Origin of the sequence: Halomonas sp. 11-S5, assembly GCF_029889825.1 — a bacterium.
Taxonomy (GTDB): Bacteria; Pseudomonadota; Gammaproteobacteria; order Pseudomonadales; family Halomonadaceae; genus Halomonas.
The window spans coordinates 62,796-82,589 of record NZ_JARANW010000002.1 but is presented as its reverse complement, the minus strand read 5'-3'; the positions used below and the strand labels follow the sequence as shown (position 1 = coordinate 82,589).

The 19,794-nt window shown below is 67.0% G+C and carries 14 protein-coding genes; 5 read left to right on the top strand and 9 right to left on the bottom strand.

The window, feature by feature from the left end; genetic code table 11:
* Nucleotides 1-169: 169 nt before the first annotated feature.
* Both acs and OP497_RS01915 read left to right on the top strand, forming a co-directional pair.
* Entirely contained in the window at nucleotides 170-2,119 is a 1,950-nt protein-coding gene (gene acs / locus OP497_RS01920) for an acetate--CoA ligase (RefSeq protein WP_280546116.1), read from the top strand.
* Nucleotides 2,120-2,339: 220 nt separating this feature from the next.
* Nucleotides 2,340-3,002, top strand: a complete 663-nt coding sequence (locus OP497_RS01915) for a response regulator transcription factor (protein WP_280546115.1) — start codon at nucleotides 2,340-2,342, stop codon at nucleotides 3,000-3,002.
* 176 nt (nucleotides 3,003-3,178) lie between these two features.
* Here the strand turns inward: OP497_RS01915 and OP497_RS01910 are convergent, their stop codons facing one another.
* The 4 genes from OP497_RS01910 to OP497_RS01895 form a co-directional block, all read right to left on the bottom strand.
* Nucleotides 3,179-7,117 (bottom strand): NahK/ErcS family hybrid sensor histidine kinase/response regulator, encoded by a 3,939-nt coding sequence (locus OP497_RS01910; protein ID WP_280546113.1) that lies wholly within the window; start codon nucleotides 7,115-7,117, stop codon nucleotides 3,179-3,181.
* Nucleotides 7,118-7,169: 52 nt separating this feature from the next.
* A complete protein-coding gene (locus tag OP497_RS01905; RefSeq protein ID WP_280546112.1) occupies nucleotides 7,170-7,685 on the bottom strand; it encodes a hypothetical protein in 516 nt (171 codons plus the stop codon).
* 97 nt (nucleotides 7,686-7,782) lie between these two features.
* The gene (locus OP497_RS01900) at nucleotides 7,783-9,579 is read right to left on the bottom strand and encodes a sodium:solute symporter family protein (RefSeq protein WP_280546111.1); all 1,797 of its coding nucleotides are present in this window, start codon (nucleotides 9,577-9,579) and stop codon (nucleotides 7,783-7,785) included.
* 6 nt (nucleotides 9,580-9,585) lie between these two features.
* Entirely contained in the window at nucleotides 9,586-9,846 is a 261-nt protein-coding gene (locus OP497_RS01895; RefSeq protein WP_106230608.1) for a DUF4212 domain-containing protein, read from the bottom strand.
* Nucleotides 9,847-10,378: 532 nt separating this feature from the next.
* On the opposite strand from OP497_RS01895, the gene OP497_RS01890 reads away from it, so the two are divergent.
* From OP497_RS01890 to ttcA, 3 genes are all read left to right on the top strand, one after another.
* On the top strand, nucleotides 10,379-12,202 hold the full coding sequence (locus OP497_RS01890; protein ID WP_280546109.1) for a DUF294 nucleotidyltransferase-like domain-containing protein: 1,824 nt from the start codon (nucleotides 10,379-10,381) through the stop codon (nucleotides 12,200-12,202).
* Nucleotides 12,203-12,251: 49 nt separating this feature from the next.
* Complete coding sequence (locus tag OP497_RS01885; protein WP_280546108.1) at nucleotides 12,252-12,878, top strand: 3'-5' exonuclease; 627 nt, start codon at nucleotides 12,252-12,254, stop codon at nucleotides 12,876-12,878.
* 91 nt (nucleotides 12,879-12,969) lie between these two features.
* Entirely contained in the window at nucleotides 12,970-13,890 is a 921-nt protein-coding gene (ttcA, locus tag OP497_RS01880) for a tRNA 2-thiocytidine(32) synthetase TtcA (RefSeq protein ID WP_280546106.1), read from the top strand.
* Between the two features lie 168 nt (nucleotides 13,891-14,058).
* Here ttcA and fnr read toward each other — a convergent pair whose 3' ends face one another.
* The 5 genes from fnr to OP497_RS01855 form a co-directional block, all read right to left on the bottom strand.
* Entirely contained in the window at nucleotides 14,059-14,802 is a 744-nt protein-coding gene (gene fnr / locus OP497_RS01875; protein WP_280546105.1) for a fumarate/nitrate reduction transcriptional regulator Fnr, read from the bottom strand.
* 116 nt (nucleotides 14,803-14,918) lie between these two features.
* Nucleotides 14,919-16,301 carry an oxygen-independent coproporphyrinogen III oxidase gene (gene hemN, locus OP497_RS01870; protein WP_280546104.1) on the bottom strand — a complete coding sequence of 461 codons (1,383 nt, stop codon included), beginning with the start codon at nucleotides 16,299-16,301 and terminating at the stop codon, nucleotides 14,919-14,921.
* Nucleotides 16,302-16,398: 97 nt separating this feature from the next.
* Nucleotides 16,399-17,097: a sulfite exporter TauE/SafE family protein gene (locus OP497_RS01865; RefSeq protein WP_280546103.1), complete on the bottom strand. Its 699-nt coding sequence runs from the start codon at nucleotides 17,095-17,097 to the stop codon at nucleotides 16,399-16,401.
* Complete coding sequence (gene ccoS, locus OP497_RS01860) at nucleotides 17,097-17,312, bottom strand: cbb3-type cytochrome oxidase assembly protein CcoS (RefSeq protein WP_280546102.1); 216 nt, start codon at nucleotides 17,310-17,312, stop codon at nucleotides 17,097-17,099. Before ccoS ends, OP497_RS01865 begins: the two co-directional genes overlap by 1 nt.
* Complete coding sequence (locus OP497_RS01855; RefSeq protein ID WP_280546100.1) at nucleotides 17,309-19,792, bottom strand: heavy metal translocating P-type ATPase; 2,484 nt, start codon at nucleotides 19,790-19,792, stop codon at nucleotides 17,309-17,311. The genes ccoS and OP497_RS01855 overlap by 4 nt, the downstream gene beginning before the upstream one ends.
* Between the last annotated feature and the right edge of the window lie 2 nt (nucleotides 19,793-19,794).

Here is a 19,794-nt window from a genome sequence, read left to right as displayed (position 1 = left end):
TTGTAAGTCATTGTCATGAAAAAGAAAAATGTTTCTACCAATGTCTAAAGGGAAGGCCGCGTGCTGACGTATATGCTGTGGGCAGGCTTTATGGGGCCGGCCCGCCCAACAGCTGTGCGGCCGGCAACATCCACCTGGAGGGTCCATCCCCCTGGACAGAGGCATATCCATGACCGAGCAGCAGAAAGTCTATCCGGTAAGCGACGAGTTTGCCGCCAAGGCCCACGCCGACAAGGCCACCTATGAGGCCATGTACCAGCAGTCGGTTGACGACCCCAAGGGGTTCTGGGGTGAGCAGGCCAAGCGCCTCGACTGGTTCAAGGTGCCGACCAAGATCAAGCACACCTCTTTCGACTCGCACAACGTGGATATCCGCTGGTTCGAGGACGGCACCCTGAACGCCAGCGTCAACTGCCTCGACCGCCATCTCGAGACCCGTGGCGACCAGCCGGCGATCATCTGGGAGGGCGACGACCCCAAGGATGACAAGACGCTCACCTACCGCGAGCTCTATGAGAAGACCTGCCAGCTGGCCAACGGCCTCAAGGAGCTGGGCGTCGGCAAGGGCGACGTGGTCACGCTCTACATGCCGATGATCCCCGAGGCCGCCATGGCGATGCTGGCCTGTGCCCGCATCGGTGCCGTGCACTCGGTGGTGTTCGGCGGTTTCTCCCCGGATGCCGTGGCCCAGCGCGTGATCGGGGCCGAGTCCAAGCTGATCATCACCGCCGACGAGTCCGTGCGCGGCGGCAAGCAAGTGCCGCTCAAGGATAACGTCGATGCCGCCCTGACCCGCGATGGCACCGAGGTCTGCGAGAAGGTGCTGGTGGTCAAGCGCACCGGTGGCGAGATCGACTGGAAGGATGGGCGCGACGTCTGGTATGACGACATCGTCGCCAAGCAGTCCACCGATTGCCCGGCCGAGGAGATGGGGGCCGAGGACCCGCTGTTCATCCTTTACACCTCCGGCTCCACCGGAGCGCCCAAGGGGCTGAAGCACACCACCGGCGGCTACCTGCTGCATGCCGCCATGACCCACCAGTATGTCTTCGACTACCAGGAGGGCGAGGTCTACTGGTGCACCGCCGACGTGGGCTGGGTCACCGGCCACAGCTATATCGTCTACGGCCCGCTGGCCAATGGCGGCACCACCCTGATGTTCGAGGGGGTGCCCAGCTACCCGACCCATGGCCGCATGGGCGAGATCGTCGACAAGCACAACGTCAACATCCTGTATACCGCGCCTACCGCGGTGCGTGCCCTGATGGCGCATGGCGACGACGTCATGGATTCCAGCAAGCGCGACAGTCTGCGCGTGCTCGGTTCGGTGGGCGAACCCATCAACCCTCAGGCGTGGGAGTGGTTCCATCAGGTGATCGGCAACGGGAAGTGCCCGATCGTCGATACCTGGTGGCAGACCGAGACCGGCGGCATCATGATCGCGCCGCTGCCCGGCGCCATCGATCTCAAGCCGGGCTCCGCCACCCTGCCGTTTTTCGGCGTGGTACCGGCGCTGGTCGATAATGAGGGTAACGAGCTCAAGGGGGCCGCCGAGGGTAACCTGGTGATCCTCGACTCCTGGCCGGGCCAGGCGCGTTCCATCTGGGGCGACCACGAGCGCTTCGTGCAGACCTACTTCTCCGCTTTCAAGGGCGTGTACTTCACCGGTGACGGCTGCCGCCGCGACGAGGACGGCTACTACTGGATCACCGGCCGCGTCGATGACGTGCTCAACGTCTCCGGCCACCGCATGGGCACCGCCGAGATCGAATCCTCCCTGGTGGCCCATGAGGCCGTGGCCGAGGCGGCCGTGGTCGGCTTCCCCCACGACATCAAGGGGCAGGGCATCTATATCTACGTGACCCTGGCCGATGGCTTCGAGGAGAGCGACGAGCTCAAGAAGGAGCTGACCCAGTGGGTGCGCAAGGACATCGGCCCGATCGCCTCGCCCGATATCATCCAGTGGGCCCCGGGCCTGCCCAAGACCCGCTCGGGCAAGATCATGCGCCGCATCCTGCGCAAGATCGCCGCCAACGAGTGTGACGGCCTGGGCGATACCAGCACCCTGGCGGATCCGTCGGTGGTCGACGAGCTGATCGAGCATCGCGCCATCCGCTGAAGCTACTACCCGCCCGGCGGCAGGTGGTCATCGCCTGTCGTCTCATGACACGCCAAGCCGGCCTTTTGGGCCGGCTTCTTCATGGGCGGCCGGCACAGTGTCGACAATATCCCGACAGCCCTTGGGAATCGCCGCGGCCATGGGGTAACATGCGGACAACACCTGTAGAGCCCAGCGTGGCGACCGTCGGTCAGCTGCTCGAGGAACCGGAGGAAGATCCATGGCCTTTGCCCAGAAATTCATCGTTGCCGATGACCATCCGCTGTTCCGTGCGGCCCTGACCCAGGCCCTGCGCCAGTTGGCGCCCCAGGCCGAGATCGTCGAATCCGACACCATGCAGGCCACCACCGAGGTGGTCACCCGTCATCCCGATGCCGACTTGATCCTGCTGGACCTGCACATGCCGGGGGCCCACGGCTTCTCCGGCTTGATCCAGCTGCGCGGCCAGACGCCCGACATCCCGGTGGCGGTGGTCTCCGGCAGTGACGAGGTCCATGTGGTGCGCCGCGCCATCGACTACGGGGCCTCGGGCTTCATTCCCAAGTCCTCGTCGCTGGCGTTGATCGCCGAGGCGGTGGGCGAGATCCTCGATGGCGAGGTCTGGCTGCCGGCCGAGATGGCCGCGGCCCTGGGCGAGACCAACGAGGAGGAGACCAAGTTCGCCGAGGCCATCGCCTCACTGACGCCGCAGCAGTTCCGGGTGCTCAACATGCTCACCGAGGGGCTGCTCAACAAGCAGATCGCCTATGAACTGAGCGTCTCCGAGGCCACCATCAAGGCCCATGTCACCGCGATCCTGCGCAAGCTCGGCGTGCACTCCCGCACCCAGGCGGTGATCGCCGCCCAGAAGCTCGAGGTCGAGCCGCCGAAGGTGGAGTCCTAGCGCCGAGCGCCGAGCTGAAAGCGCCAAGCAGAACTCCAGAAACCCACCGTCAGGTGGGTTTCTTGCTTCAGGCTTCGATGTTTTCCTTCCTTGGCAGCTTGGCAGCTTGGCAGCTTGGCAGCTTGGCAGCTTGGCAGCTTGGCCGCTTGGCCGCTTGGCCGCTTGGCCGCTTGGCACTACTGCGCCGCCCGGCTGGCCTGCAGGGTGCGGGTGAGCAGGGCGCGCAGGGCGGCGGGGCGCACCGGCTTGAGCAGCAGCTGGTAGCCGGCGCGCCTGACCTCCTCGGCCACCTCCTCGGTGCGGTCGGCGGTGATCACGATGCCGGGCACCGCGCCTTCCAGCCGCTCGCCGAGCGCCTCCAGGGCCATCAGCCCGGTGACCTCGTTGTCCAGGTGGTAGTCGGCCAGTATCGCATCCGGGTCGCCGTCCAGGTGGCGCAGTACCGACTTGGCGCCGCCGATGGTGGTGGCCGTGAACACCTCGCAGCCCCAGCCCGAGAGCATCGCCTTCATGCCCTCGAGGATCAGCGACTCGTTGTCGATGCAGAGTATCCGGGTGCCGGCGAGCTTGTTGCCGGCGCGCTTCGGGGCATCCTCGGCCTGCTGTGTCGCGGTGCGGGGCGCGACCACCGGCACGCTGACCGAGAACATGGTGCCGAAGCCCTCCTTCGACCGCACCCGGATGGGATGGTCGAGCACCCGGGCCATGCGGTCGGCGATGGACAGCCCCAGGCCCAGGCCCTTCTCGCTCTCCTTGTGCCGCGTGGCCTGGTCGAGGCGTCGGAACTCCTGGAAGATCTCGAGCTGCTTGGCCTCGGGGATCCCCGGGCCCGAATCCCAGACCTCGATGGTGATGCGCTCGCCTTGGCGGCGGCAACCCAGCAGCACCCGGCCGGCCTGGGTGTAGCGGATGGCATTGGAGAGGAAGTTCTGGATGATCCGGCGCAGCATCTGCGGATCGCTGTCGACCCACTGGCGGGTCGGCACCACTACCAGGTCCAGGCCGCGCTCCTCGGCCATCACCTCGAACTCGGCGCGCAGCGGCTGGATGATGTCGGCCAGGGCGAAGTGGCTGCGCCGCGGGGTGAGGGCGCCGGCATCCAGCTTGGAGATGTCGAGCAGGGTGCCGAGCAGCTCCTCGGCGGCCTGCAGCGAGTTGTCGATATGGCCGATGGTGCGCTTCATGTCCTCGGCCGCCATCTCCTGGGCAAGGGCCGAGGTGAACAGCCGCGCGGCATTCAGCGGCTGCAGCAGGTCGTGGCTGGCGGCCGCCAGGAAGCGCGTCTTGGAGGCGTTGGCATCCTCGGCCAGCTGCTTGGCCTGGCGCAGGGCAAGCTCGGCCTCGGCGCGTACCAGGTTCTCCTGGCGCAGGGCCGCGTTGGCCTCGGAGAGCGCCTGGGTGCGCTCGCGCACCCGCTCCTCCAGGGTCTCGTTGGTCTCCTTGAGGGCGATCTCGGCCAGGCGTCGCTCGGTGATGTCCTGGTAGAGAGCGAAGAAGCCCAGTATCGCCCCGCTGTCGCCGAAGTGGGGGGTGTAGGTGACCAGCATGTAGCGCCGGTCGTCGCCGATGGGCAGCGAGACCTCGAAGTTGACCCGCTCGCCGGCCAGGGCGCGCTCGATCCACGGCGCCCGCTCGCGTGCCATGTCGGGGTTTATCACCTCTTCCACGCGCTGGCCGATCACCGCGTTGCGGTCTATGCCGAAGGCCTGCTCGTAGGCGCGGTTGGTGAAGAGGTAGCGGCACTCCTTGTCGAAGTAGGCGATCAGCGCCGGCACGTTGTCGGTGTAGATGCGGATGTTGTTCTCGGAGCGGATCAGCGCTTCCTCGATGCGCTTCTGTTGGGTGATGTCCTGGTAGGTGTAGACGAAGCCGCCCCCCGGCATGGGATTACCCTGTACCTCCAACACGCTGCCGTCCTGGCGGTAGCGCACGTAGCGATGGGGATGACCCTCGCGGATGTTGTCGATCAACAGGCGCACGTGTTCCTCGGGATCGCCGGGGCCGTATTCGCCGTTGTGGGCGTTGTAGCGGAAGATCTTGTCGATCGGGGCGCCGACGCGGATCAGGTGGTCGGGGAAGCGGAACAGCTCCAGGTAGCGCTGGTTCCACACCACCAGCCGCAGGTTCTGGTCGACCACGCTGATGCCCTGGTTGATATTCTCGATGGTGGCCTGCAGCAGGGCGCGGTTGAACTCCAGCACCTGGGAGGCCTCGTCGACGATGGAGATCACGTCGGAGATGCCGATGCCGCGCCCCTGAAGGGCCGAGTTGACCACGATCCGCGCCGAAGAGGCGCCGAGCACCGAGGCCAGGAAGCGCTCGGTGAACTGGATGACGTCGATGGAGGCCCGGGTGTTGTCCTCCAGCGGCTTGCCGGTGCGCCGGGCATAGTCCTCGAAGGCGCGGTTCACCTGGCCGGCGCCCAGGAAGCGCTCGCACAGCACCTTGAGATCACCCACCGTGGTAGCGCCGGTCCAGGGGCGGTTCACCGAGGTCTGGCGGGTCTCGACGCTGTCGACGAACAGCGAGGCCTGGATGCGCTCGACCACCCGCTGGGGCGTCATCTGGGAGACGAAGATGTAGCAGAAGAGGTTCACGCCCAGGGAGAGCATCACGCCATGGGTGAAGCTGTCGCCGACATTGAGGCCGAACAGCGAGGTGGGGGCCAGCCAGGCGATGCCCAGCGGGCCGCCATCGAGCCAGTTGTCCGGCAGCACGCCGGCACCGATCAGGGTCGGCATCAGCAGGCTGTAGGCCCAGATGGCGAAACCGGCATTCATGCCGGCGATCACGCCGAGGCGGTTGCCGCGCTTCCAGTAGAGGCCGCCGATCAGTGCCGGGGCGAACTGGGCCGCGGCGGCGAAGGAGAGCATGCCAGTGCTGGCCAGCGAGCTGAACTCACCGATCAGCTGGTAGAAGCCGTAGGCCATGGCCAGGATCACGCCGATGGTGATGCGCCGCGTCCGCAGCACCAGGCGGCCATAGTCGCGCGGCTTGGTATCGAACCAGCGCAGGCGGAACAGGGCGGGGATGACGATCTCGTTGGAGATCATGATCGAGACCGCTACCGCGGCCACGATCACCATGCCGGTGGCCGCCGAGAAGCCGCCGATGAAGGTCAGCAGCGTCAGCCATTCGTTGCCCGCGGCCATGGGCAGGGCCAGCACGTAGGTGTCCGGTTCGATGCCGCTGTCGGCGAAGATGGTCAGGCCGGCCGCTGCGATGGGGATGACGAAGAAGGCGAAGGCCAGCAGGTAGAGCGGGAACAGCCAGCGCGCCTTGCGGGCGTCGTCACGGTGGGTGTTCTCCACCACGGCGACGTGGAACTGGCGCGGCAGGCAGAGGATGGCCAGCATGGCCAGCAGGGTCTGGGCCCAGAAGCTCTGGCCGAAGTCCTGGTCGGCGAGCTGGCGCTGCAGCGCGAGCTGGGTCTCGGCGCGGCCCAGCAGGTCGCCCAGGCCGTCGAACATGCCCCAGGTGACGTAGGCCCCGAGAGCCAGGAAGGCGAGCAGCTTGACCAGCGACTCGAAGGCCACGGCGTGGATCAGGCCCTCGTGGTGCTCGGTGGCATCGGTGTGGCGAGTGCCGAAGAGGATGGCGAAGGCCGCCATTACCATCGCCACATAGAAGGCCGTGTCGCCGAACAGCGGCGCCCGGGTGATGTCGCTGGCATCGGTGATCACACTGAAGGAGGTGGAGACGGCCTTCAGCTGCAAGGCGATGTAGGGCAGGGTGCCGATCAGTGCCACCAGGCTGGCGAAGGCGGCCAGCGACTGGGTCTTGCCGTAGCGTGAGGCGATGAAGTCGGCGATGGAGGTGACGTTCTGGTGCTTGGCGACACGGATCATCTTGGCCAGCACCGGCCAGAACAGCAGCAGGGTGAGGATCGGCCCGACGAAGATGCTGGCGAAGGACCAGCCCGCCGTGGCCGCCTGGCCGACGGCGCCGTGGAAGGTCCAGGAGGTGCAATAGATGGCCAGCGCCAGGCTGTAGATCACCGGGCGACGCCGGCTAGCCCCGTGTTCCCGCGCACGGCGATCGCCCCGCCAGGCGATGGCGAACAGCACGGCGATGTAGAGCAGTGAAACAGCAATCAGCAGCCAGCCAGCGAACATGCACTCTTCTCCCTTCCGGATGCGCCCATTCTAGTGGTGCAGGGACGCCGGGTCAGGTCTCCGTGCAGATGGCCTGGTAGAGCGGGCTGGATGGCTCGACGCGGCGCATCTCTTCGGTCAGCGGGGCCCGTGACTCGCCTTTCAGGGGTAGCATTTCCCGGGTCGCGCAGTTCATCAGGTAGGCCTGGTGGCTCACCTGGTCCACGTACGCCTTCTCGAAGCGGTAGAGGATGAACTCGACCAGCCGACCGTCATCGCCCCGGCTCATCGCCAGGTTATCGAGGTCCATGATGGTGAAGGCCTTGGTCATGGGGAAGGCGAAGGTCCAGGGGCGCCAGAACATCTGGCCCTCCTCCACGGAGATTACCTCGGCCGAGTCGGGCAACTGCTGCTGCTTGTGCTCGAACCAGGTGTATTCGTTGTAGATCTGGTAGCCGAGCATCCCCAGGCCACCGCACGCCGGGATGATCCAGCGCGGCAGTCGCTTGCCGCTGGCCAGCCGCAGGATCAAGCCGACCCCTGCGGCGCCGAGGCCGGCGAAGACCGCTGCTATCAGGTGCCATATCATGATTCATGCGTCCTTAAAGCGATCGGGCTTCCCTGAGGAAGCCCGATCGGTAGTGGTTGGACTGGCCCGGCTAGCCGGGCCAGGAGGCCATTATGGCTCAGTGCCCGGTCGCGACACCAGCACCCTTCGGATAGCGGACGCTTTCCACCAGATCCTGGATCTCCTGCGGAGGCTCCTCGGTCACACTGGAGACGGCGAAGGCCACGGCGAAGTTGAAGATCGCGCCGACCGCGCCGAAGGACAGCGGCGAAATGCCGAATATCCAGTTGTCCGGCGTGTTGGCCAGCATGTTGGTGCCCGGAATGAACAGCCAGCCCAGATAGGTGAAGATGTAGAGCAGGGTCGTGCCCAGGCCGGTCAGCATGCCGGCAACGGCGCCCTTGTTGTTCACCCGCTTGGAGAAGATGCCCATCATCAGCACCGGGAACAGTGAGGCACCGGCGATACCGAAGGCCAGCGCCACCGTCTGTGCTGCGAAGCCCGGGGGATTCAGGCCCAGGTAGGTCGCCAGCAGGATGGCGCCGGCCATGGAGATCCGCGCCGCCAGCATCTCGCCCTTCTCGGAGATCCTCGGGTTGATCATGGTCTTGATCAGGTCATGGCTGATGGCCGAGGAGATGGCCAGCAGCAGGCCGGCGGCCGTGGACAGTGCCGCGGCGATACCACCGGCAGCGATCAGGCCGATGACCCAGCTCGGCAGGTTGGCGATCTCCGGGTTGGCGAGTACCAGGATATCGTTGTTGACGACCAGTTCGCTGCCTGCCCAGCCACGCTGTTCGGCGGTGTCGGCGAAGGCTTCGTTGCCGTCGTTGTAGACCTGGATGCGGCCGTCGTCGTTCTTGTCCGTGTAGGTGATCAGGCCAGTCTCTTCCCAGGTCCGCACCCACTCGGGACGTTCCTCGTAGAGGATGGGGTTGGAGGCGGCTTCATCGTAGTTCTCCACCTGGCCGGCCATTTCCGGATAGACGGTGGTCATCAGGTTCAGGCGTGCCATGGAACCCACCGCGGGAGCGGTCAGGTAGAGCAGGGCGATGAACACCAGGGCCCAGCCGGCAGACCAGCGGGCATCGGCCACCTTCGGCACGGTGAAGAAGCGGATGATGACGTGGGGCAGACCCGCGGTACCAACCATCAGCGACAGTGTGAACAACACCATGTTGAGCTTGTTATCGACGTCGGCCGTGTAGTCACGGAAGCCCAGCGCATTGATCACGTCATCCAGCTTCGCCAGCAGTGGCACACCGGACTCGGTATGGGTGCTGAACAGACCAAGACCCGGAATGGGGTTGCCGGTCAGTTCCAGCGAGATGAACACGGCCGGGATGGTGTAGGCGATGATCAGCACGATGTACTGGGCCACCTGGGTGTAGGTGATGCCCTTCATGCCGCCGAAGACCGCATACAGGAAGACGATGAAGGCCGCGATCCAGATGCCCCAGGTGTTGGAGACCTCCAGGAAGCGGGAGAAGGCCACGCCGGCACCGGTCATCTGGCCGATGACGTAGGTGATGGAGGCGACGACCAGGCAGATGACGGCGACCAGGCGAGCGGTGTTGCTGTAGAAGCGGTCACCGATGAAGTCGGGCACCGTGAACTTGCCGAACTTGCGCAGGTAGGGTGCCAGCAGCATGGCCAGGATGACGTAGCCGCCGGTCCAGCCCATCAGGAAGGTGGAGTTGGCGTAGCCGCCAGATGCCAGCAGGCCGGCCATTGAGATGAAGGATGCCGCCGACATCCAGTCGGCGGCCGTGGCCATGCCGTTGGTGATCGGATGTACCCCGCCGCCGGCGACGTAGAAGTCCTTGGTGGAGCCCGCTCGGGCCCAGATCGCGATGCCGATGTAGAGGGCGAAGGAGGCCCCTACGAACAGCAGGTTGATTGCAAACTGACTCATGCTGACTTACTCCCCGAGTCCGAACTGTTTATCGAGACGGTTCATCTTCCACGCGTAGAAGAAGATGATGCCGATGAAGGTCAGGATCGAACCCTGCTGGGCGAACCAGAAGCCCAGGTCCGTCCCGCCGACGGGAATGCCAGCCAGCAGCGGGCGAAGAAGGATGGCGCAGCCGTAGGACACCAGAGCCCAGACGATCAGGCACCCCGTGATCAGGCGTACGTTCGCCTTCCAGTAAGCAGCGGCATTGGCTTTGTCGTCTGCCATAGTGTTGCTCTCCACGTGTTGTTCAGGTTGGGAAGTTGCCCAGAGCGTTGTTGATGTCACTCATCAGGACAGTCGTGTCGACGGAGCCAGCCTGGCCCGCGCAGGCTGGATCAGCCTGTCATCAGGTTGCCCGCTCCATGTCGAGGTGCATCGTCGACGCGGGATTGTCCTGCATGGCTCCTGGCCAATAGTGGGCAGCAAACGCCTAAAATAAATCCCAGACTTTCGTATCATGAAAAGATACCGATGGAAGGCGTATCCAATAAAAGCTTTTTTATCAGTAGGTTAAAATTGTGCTGCAGGCGAGATGGCGGCGCGGGAGGGGCGTGCATAGGACGATGGTATAGCCCCGAAATCCGGGGCGGTTAATGCGCGCCCCGGAGTGGTCTTTGACGATGGTATAAGGCCACCCGGATAGGACGATTGTCTAGGTTATTTACTGAAACCCGACTTTGCTATCTTGGAACCTCGCGGGAATTGACGCACAACCTAGCCAGCGGGGTGGTGATCACCGCGCAACGAGGACGGCCCCATGGTCGATGTAGAACTCACACAGCCGCCATTCACCTTCCTCGACGAGGAGGGCCGGGAGCGCGTACGCAGCGGCATCGACCTGGCCTACTTCGACCGTGATGAGATCATCCTCGATGCCGGCCAGCCCGGGGAGTATGTGTTCCTGATCCACAAGGGCGAGGTCGCCGAGCTCGACCCGACCCTGCCCGGCGCCCAGTCACGCATCGGCCACTACACCGCCGGTGACCTGTTCGGGGCCATCAGTATCCTCAACGGCAATAGCCGTTATCGCTTCCGGGCCGAGCAGGAGTGTCTCTGCTACCTGCTGCCCAAGGGCTTGTTCAAGCAGCTCTGCGAGGCCTATCCGGCCTTCTCCGAGTTCTTCCGCCAGCGCCTGGCCCAGAAGACCCGGCTGCTCACCGAACGCCGCGCCGAGGGCGGGGTGACCATGGCCGGTTTCATGCTCGCCCGGGTTGGTGAATGCATGCGCGACCCGCTGCTCGTCGAGGGTACGACCAGCATCGCCGAGGCGGTCCACACCCTGAACGACAGCCATGCCGACAGCCTGCTGGTGCAGGGCGAGGACGGGCCCGGGATGGTCACCAAGACCGACCTGCTCAATGCCCTGGTGCTCAAGGGGCTGGCCCATGAGAGCCCGGTGCAGGCGGTGGCCCACTACCAGCTGATCACGGCGACGCCGGGCCAGTACCTGTTCGAGGTGCTGGTCCAGATGACCCGCTTCAAGGTGGAGCGGGTGGTGGTGATGGAGGACGTTGCGCCGTTGGGGGTGGTGGAGCTCACCGACGTGCTCAGCTACTTCTCCAGCCGCAGCTACGTGGTCAGCCTGCAGGTGGAGCAGGCCAACAGCCTCGAGGCGCTGGCCGCTGCCAGTCGCCGCACCCCGGAACTGGTGCGTGCCCTGATGGCCCAGGGCGTCAAGCTGCGCTTCGCCATGGGGCTGCTGGCGGCCCTCAACGGACGTATCATGAACAAGGCCTGGGGCTTTCTGATCGACGAGCGCTACCACGCCGACAGCTGCCTGATCGTGATGGGCAGCGAAGGGCGTGGCGAGCAGATCCTCAAGACCGATCAGGACAATGGCCTGATACTCGCCGACGACCTGGAGTGGCCCGACTGCCATGAGCAGATGCAGCGCCTCACCGAGACGCTGATCGAGCTGGGCTATCCGCCCTGCCCGGGCAACATCATGGTCTCCAACCCGGAATGGGTCGGCACCGAGACCCAGTGGCGCGGACGCATCGCACAGTGGGCGGCGACCCGCGACGGTGAGAGCCTGATGCGGCTGGCCATCATGCTCGATTCCCACGCCGTGGCGGGCAACCCGGCTCTGCTCGACCGGCTGCGCGAGGAACTCTTCGAGCACTGCAGCCGCGACGAGATCCTGCTCTCCTACTTCGCGCGCACGGCACTGCGCTTCTCCACGCCGCTGACGCTGTTCGGCTCCCTGAAGAAGCCGCAGCACGGCGTCGACATCAAGAAGGGCGGCATCTTCCCGATCGTCCACGGGGTGCGCACCCTGGCGCTGGAGCGTCGCATCACCGCGACCTCCACCCTGGACCGGCTCGCGGCGCTGGTCGCCGACGGTCGCCTGGAGGAGCGCTTCGCCGAGGACCTGGGGGAGGCCCTGTCGCTGTTCACCGAGCTGCGACTGCGCCAGCAGCTCGACCGCCTCGACGGCTCGCAAGGCCGAGGCGAGCAGCCCGATCGGGTGGTGGTCCAGGAACTCTCCTCGCTGGAGCGGGACCTGCTGCGCGAGGCACTGCATATCGTCAAGGACTTCAAGCAGCGGCTGTCGCACCGCTTCCACCTCGAGTACTCGTGAGCCACGGGCACTCACTCAGGGAACGACAACGACAACAGGAGGTTCATCCATGCTCAAGGCACTCAGGCGCGCCGCCGATCGTCGACGACAGGCCCACGGCGACTACGGCTGGCTCTTCTCCCCTTACACCGGGGACGAGATGGTCGCCATCGACTGCGAGACCACCGGGCTCGATACCCGCCACGCCGAGCTGGTGTCGCTGGCCGCGGTGCGCATCCGCGGTGACCGCGTCCTGACCAGCGATTCGCTCGACCTGCGCCTGGCGAGGCCGGCGAGCCTCTCTGGCGACTCGATCCGCATCCACGGCCTGCGCGGCATCGACCTGGCCGATGGCGCGGGTGTCGAGGAGGCCCTGGCGCAGTTCCTGGACTTCGTCGGCAACCGCCCGCTGGTCGGCTGGTGCCTGGACTTCGACCTGGCGATGCTCAACCGCTACCTGCGCCCCCTCTTCGGCTTCGACCTGCCCAATGCCGGCATCGACGTGGCCCAGACCTACCAGCGCCAGCTGCGTCGCAGCCATCCCGAGCTGGATGTCCGGCCGCGCTTCGAGCAGGTGGCCGAGCGCCTGGGGGTGCCGGTCATGGGGCGGCACACCGCCTTGGGCGATGCCGTCACCACGGCACTCATCCATCTGCGCCTGGCGCGAGGTCCCATGCTGGCGAAACGGCTCTGCTGATCCTCGTGCCCGGGGTGCGCTTCGCCTGGCCGTGGCGAGGGTGATAGGATAGCGCCCGTCATTTCCAGCCGCCCAGGCAGCGCCCGAGACCATGCAAGACGCCCTGATGTTCGACCCCCGTGACACCGCCGCGCCCGATGGCCCGTCCCCCACAGAGCCTGCGTCGACCCTCGAGGGCCTCGATGCCCGAGGCAAGCGCGAGTTCAACAAGCTGCACAAGCGCCTGCGTCGCCAGGTGGGCAATGCGATCATCGACTACGGCATGATCCATGAGGGTGACCGGGTGATGGTCTGCCTCAGCGGGGGCAAGGACAGCTACACCCTGCTGGAGATCCTGCGCAACCTGCAGCGCAACGCCCCGGTCAACTTCTCGCTGGTGGCGGTGAACCTCGACCAGAAGCAGCCCGGTTTTCCGGAACACGTGCTGCCGGCCTACCTGGAGGGCATCGGCGTCGAGTACCATATCCTCGAGCGTGACACCTACTCGGTGGTCAAGGAGAAGACCCCCGAGGGCAAGACCACCTGCGCGCTCTGCTCGCGGCTGCGGCGGGGCTCGCTCTACGGCTTCGCGGAGGAGATCGGTGCCACCAAGGTGGCGCTGGGCCACCACCGCGAGGACATCCTCGAGACGCTGTTTCTCAATATGTTCTTCGGCGGCAGCCTCAAGGCGATGCCGCCCAAGCTGCTCTCCGACGATGGCCGCAACATGGTCATCCGCCCGCTCGCCTACTGCCGCGAGGCGGACATCGCCGAGTTCGCTCGGCTGATGGACTTCCCGATCATTCCCTGCAACCTCTGCGGCTCTCAGCCCAACCTGCAGCGCCAGGTGGTCAAGGAGATGCTGGCCGAGTGGGAGACGACGCATCCCGGCCGTCTCGAGAGCATGTTCAAGGCGGTCACCAACGTAGCGCCCTCGCAGCTGGCCGACCGCGAGCTCTTCGACTTCGCCGGCCTCGAGGAGAAGCAGGCGCAGAGGCAGGCCGACCGCATCGATATCCATCAGGAGCTGTAAGCTTTAAGCCGTAAGCGGCAAGACAATCGAATCGCCCCCGTGACAAGGTCACGGGGGCGATTCGATTCAGGCTGCCTTCGAGCTTCGAGCTTCGAGCTTCGAGCTTCGAGCTTCGAGCTTCGAGCTTCGAGCTTCGAGCTTCGAGCTTCGAGCTTCGAGCTTCGAGCTTTAGTGCGCGCCCTCCTCCTCGGCCACTTCGATCAGCGCCGCCAGGTCGAGGATGTTGACCTCGCGGCCGGAAACGGCCACCAGTCCTTGTGACTGGAAACGGCCCAGGATGCGGCTGACGGTCTCCACGGCCAGTCCCAGGTAATTGCCGATGTCGGCTCGGGACATGGAGAGCCGGAAGCTGTAGGGGGAGTAGCCGCGACGGCGGAAGCGGTCGGAGAGGCTGGTGAAGAAGCTGGCCAGGCGCTGGTCGGCGGTCTTGCGTGAGAGCAGCCGCATCATGCGGCGATCGTCGCGCATCTCCTTGCTCATGCTGCGGTAGAGCTGGCCCCGAAGCTCGGGCAGCGACTCGGAGAGGGCGTCGAGACGGTCGAAGGGAATCTCGCACACCGTGGTGGTCTCCAGGGCCACGACCGTGCCGGGGTAGCGTTCCTCGGCGATGCCGTCGAGTCCCACCAGTTCGCTGGGCAGGTAGAAGTTGGTGAGTTGGTCCTCGCCGCTGCCCTCGGTGGTCACCTGCTTGAGGCTGCCGGAGCGCACCGCGAAGACGCTGGTGAAGGAGCTGCCTTGGCGGAACAGCGACTCGCCCTTCTTGAGCGGCGCCCGACGCCGGATGATGGCGTCGAACTGGTCCATGTCCTGAACCTCGAGCGCCAGGGGCAGGCAGAGCGAGCTCAGGCTGCACGTCTGGCAGCGGGTCTCGTTCAGCAATGAACGGCACCTACCGGTCGCGGTGTCGGGCATGCTCTCCTCCATGAATGATGACTCTCGTCACAGTATGGAGGATTGTCGTCCACCGGCAAAGCCTCCCTTAGGAGGTACTCCCCCGCGTGAGCGCGAGATGCCATGCGCCGTGCCGGTCAGGCGGCACGGGCATCGAAGGCCGCGGCCAGGCGGTGGACCAGCAGCCGCCCCGCCGGCGTGACCTCGAGACACTGACCGCGCCGCCTCACCAGGCCGTCCCGTTCGGCCGGCGCCAGCCGGGCCAGGGCCTCGTTCAGGTGTGCTCCGGCATCCAGGTCGAACGCCTGCCCGAGCACGGCCAGGTCCAGGCGCATGTCGCACATCAGGCGCTCGATGGCGCGGGCTCGCAGGCGGTCGTCATCGGTCAGTCGCAGGCCCCGCTCCACCGGCAGGCGACCGGCATCGAGTCGCGCCTCGTAGTCGCCCAGGGCCATGGGGTTGCGGGCGGCGATGCCGCCCAGCCGGCTGAGCGCACTCACGCCCAGGCCCAGGTGGTCGCCGGCGGGAAGCGCGCTGTAGCCACTCAGGCTGCGCGACATCAGGCCCCGGGCCTGGGCCGTGGCCAGCGGATCCTCGGGGCGGGCGAAGAGTTCCATGCCGATGTGCACGTAGCCGGCACCGGCAAGCATCGCGAGGGCGGTGTCGAGGATGGCCAGCTGCTCCCCCGGTGGCGGCAGTTCCTCGGCCCGGATCCGGCGCTGGGCGGTGAAATGCTCGGGCCGGTGGTCGTAGGGGAACAGCGACAGGCGGGCCGGGGCCATGGCGATCACCTGCTCGAGGGTCTCGGCGAAGCGCTCTCGAGTCTGGCCGGGCAGGCCATACATCAGTTCCAGCCCCAGGGAGCGGAAGCCCAGCCGATGAGCCTCGTCGATCAGCTGTTCGGTGAGCACCCGGGGCTGGTGGCGGTTGATGGCGCGCTGGACCCGCGGGTCCAGGTCCAGCACCGACAGGCTCAGGCGGTTGAAGCCCAGGGCCTGGAGATGGCGCAGGGTGAAGACATCGGCGTCCCGGGGGTCGACCTTGATGCTGTAGTCCCGGTGACGCGAGCCCGACAGCCCGAAGCGCGCGTCGAGCCGGTCGATCAGATCGCTCATCTGGTCGAGGGTCAGGAAGGTCGGGGTTCCGCCGCCCCAGTGGAGCTGCGACACCTCCCGTGAGCCCTCCAGGTGGCGCGCGGTCAGCACCATTTCCCGGTCGAGCCGCGAGAGGTAGGGCTCGGCGCGCCGGGTGCTCTGTTCGGTCACCCGGGTACAGGCGCAGTGGTGGCAGCTGTGGCGGCAGAAGGGTACGTGCACGTAGAGTGATAGGTCCTGCCCGCTGGCGTTGCTGCGCGCCAGGGCCGCCGTCAGGTCGTCGCCGGAGAAGTCCGTCGTGAAGCTGTCGGCGCTGGGGTAGCTGGTGTAGCGCGGCCCACCGGCGCCATGACGGCGCAGCACGCCCGCGTCGCGGATCAGGGTGGAGCCGCTGGGACGGTCACCGACGACGGCTCGAGCGGACATTGAGGGCACTCCGGAGGTTGAACGTGCCTTCATGCTAGCGCCGAGCGCCGGGGACCGCGTTGAGCTGCGTCAAGCGAAGCGGGAATCGCGTCGGGGGTCAGTGGCCCACCGAGGCGCGCAGCAGCGTCCACAGCTGCCAGAGGGCGAAGGCGATGATCGACAGCGCGGCCAGCGTCCGGGTGGCCGGGTGGCGGATCAGGGTGCCGAGCTGGCGGGCGGCCAGCCCGGTGGCCAGCAGGGCCGGCAGGGTGCCGAGGCCGAAGGCACCCATCAGGGCGGCGCCGCGCCAGGGTTCGGCGATGGCCAGGCTCCAGGCGAGCATGGAGTAGACCAGCCCGCAGGGCAGCCAGCCCCACACCGCCCCCAGGGCCACCGCCTGGGGCACCTGTACCACCGGCATCAGGCGCCGACCCAGCGGCTCGAGATGCGTCCAGAGCCGGCGCCCCAGGGCCTCGACTCGCAGCAGCCCCTTCCACCAGTCGGCGATGTAGAGGGCCATCAGGATCAGCATCACCGCGGCCAGGGCCTGGAGAACCAGGCGCGCCTGGGGGGCGAGGGCGACCAGGGTGCCGAGCCCCGCCACCAGGGCGCCGGCCACCATGTAGCTGGCGATCCGGCCCAGGTTGTAGCCCAGCAGCAGCCCGGAGAGGCGTGCCGGGCTGCGCATGCTGGGCGGGACGGCGAAGGTCAGGGCGCTCATGATGCCGCCGCACATGCCGATGCAGTGGGCACCACCGAGCAGGCCGAAGACGAAGGCGGCGGCCAGCGGGGGCAGGTCGAGGCCGGTGGGGTTCATCAGTCGCGGCCTTCCTCGTCGTCGCAGGGGGCGTCACGCTCAGGGGGTCGCCGGTCGTCCTTCGGGCGGTCGTTGTCGTCCTCGTCGAAGAGGATGCGGTAGGCGGGTCCCTCCAGGTCCTCGAACTGGTCGTGCTTGACGGCCCAGAAGAAGGCCCAGACGGCCAGCCCCAGCAGGATCAGTGAGAGGGGGATCAGCAGGTAGAGGATGTTCATGCGTTCACCAGCCTGGTGGCGTCGCTGCCGACCTGGCGTGAGGGGGCGTCCCGAGTCAGGCGCAGGGCATTGCCGACGACCACCAGGGAGCTGGCCGACATGCCGATGGCCGCCAGCCAGGGAGGCACGAACCCCATGGCCGCCAGGGGCAGCGCCGAGATGTTGTAGACCAGCGACCAGGCCAGGTTCTGGCGGATGATCCGCCGGGTGGCCCGGCCGGTCTCGATGGCCTCGACGATACGCCCCAGGCGCGGGCCGAGCAAGACGGCGTCGGCGCGGGTGCGTGCCAGGTCGGTGGCACCGTTCATGGCGATGGCCACGTCGGCGCCGGCCAGTACCGGCACGTCGTTGATGCCGTCCCCGACCATGGCCACGCGTTCGCCGCTGGCCTGCAGGGCCTGGAGGCGGGCCAGCTTGTCCTCGGGGGTGGCCGCCGCCTGCCAGGTATCGATGCCCAGGCGCCGGGCCATGTCCGCCACCGCCGAGGGGGTGTCGCCGGAGAGCAGTTCCACGGCCAGGCCTCGCCTCTGCAGGGCCACGACCGTCTCCCGGGCATCCTCCCGGAGGCGGTCATGGAGGGCGAACCAGGCCCGCGGCTGGCCCTCCTCGGCCAGCAGCAGCCACTGCCCCTCGCCGGGCAGCGCCGGGGGGGCCTCGGGGGCGGCGAACTCGGGCCTGCCGAGCCGCCAGCGGCGATCGTCGATCCTGCCCTCCAGGCCCTGGCCGGGTCGGCTGAGCACCTCGTCGGCCGTGACGTCGGCCTCGCGGAAGGGCCGCCAGGCGCGCGCGATGGGATGTTCCGACTGGGCCTCCAGGGCGGCCGCCACACTGCGTGCACGGCCCGCGTCGAGCGCGCTGCCCGGGTCGCCGATCGGGCGGGTCTCGACCAGGCTCATCTCGCCGCTGGTCAGGGTGCCGGTCTTGTCGAAGATCACCCGGTCGAGCTGCGACAGCGTCTCCAGGGCATCGGCACGGGTGATCAGCACGCCGCGGCGATGCAGGCGGCCATGGCCGGCGGTGAGGGCCGTGGGCGTGGCCAGCGCCAGGGCGCAGGGACAGGTGACCACCAGCACCGATAGCGTCACCCAGAGGGTTCTCGAGGGGTCGATGAACCACCAGGCGATGGCCACCCCGAGGGAGATCAGCAGCACCTGCAGCACGAAGTGGTGGGCCATGCGCGCCGCCAATTGGGCGATGCGCGGCCGGCTGGCGAAGGCGCGGTCGGTGAGATCGACGATGCTGGCGACCCGGGCATCGGCGCCGGCGTGGGTGACGCGCACCGTCAACGGGCTCTCGATGTTCTGGCTGCCGCCGGTCACGCGATCGCCGATCCCGCGGCTCACCGGCAGGTACTCGCCGGTGAGCATCGACTCGTCGAGGCTCGACTCGCCGGACTCGATCACTCCGTCGGCCGGCACGCCATGGCCGGGCTTGACCAGCACCCGGTCGCCAGCGGCGAGCTCGCTGGCGGGCAGGATGCGCTCCTCGCCCGCCTCGGTGAGGCGGGTCGCCGAGAGCGGCAGGGCACCGGAAAGGGCGTTGCCGCTGTGCCCACTGCGGCGTCGGGCGCGACCCTCCACGTAGCGGCCGAAGAGCAGGAAGAAGGTGAACATGGTCGCCGAGTCGAAATAGACGTCGCCGTGGCCTTTGATCACCGCATAGCCGCTGGCCAGGTAGGCGCCGCCGATGGCCAGCGATACCGTCACGTCCATGCCCAGTACCCGGGTCCGCAGATCACGCAGCGCGTTGCGGAAGAAGGGCTGGGCCGAGAACAGCACCACCGGGGTGGCCAGGGCAAAGGAGAGCCAGTGGAAGAGGGTGAGGAAGTCGGCGCTGATCTCGCCGGGATCGGACACGTAGATGGGGATCGAGAACATCATCACCTGCATCATGCCCACGGCGGCGACGATCAGTCGGCGCACGTTCATGCGCTCCTCGTGCTGCAGGCGCTGCTGCGCCGCATCGGGTTCCCAGGGCTGGGCCGGGTAGCCGATGGCAGCCATCTCGGCGAGGATCCGCGACAGGGTGACCCGCTCGGGGTCCCAGCTGACCCGCAGGCGGTGATGGGTGAGGTTGACGGCGCTGGTGGTGATCCCCTCCAGGGCATTGAGGCGGTGCTCGATCAGCCAGGCACAGGCCGCACAGGTGATACCGTCCACGGCCAGGGTGGCATGCACCGCCCCGTCGTCTCCCTCGGGATGCACGAAGCGTGTCTGTAGCCCCGGGTCATCGAAGACCGTCCAGGTCTCGGCGCTGGCCGCCTGGCGGTCGTCCGGTCGCTCGGGCAGCTCGGTGCGAAAGCGGTAGTAGCTCGCCAGGCCGCCATCGACGATGGCGTGGGCCACGGCCTCGCAGCCGGGGCAGCAGAGTGGGTGGCGCGCCTCGTCCAGGGTGATCGACCAGGGCGCACCCGCCGGCACCCGGTTGCCGCAGTGGTAGCAGTCGGGGGCCGCGTCAGGCGTCTGGGGACTCTGGGTCATGG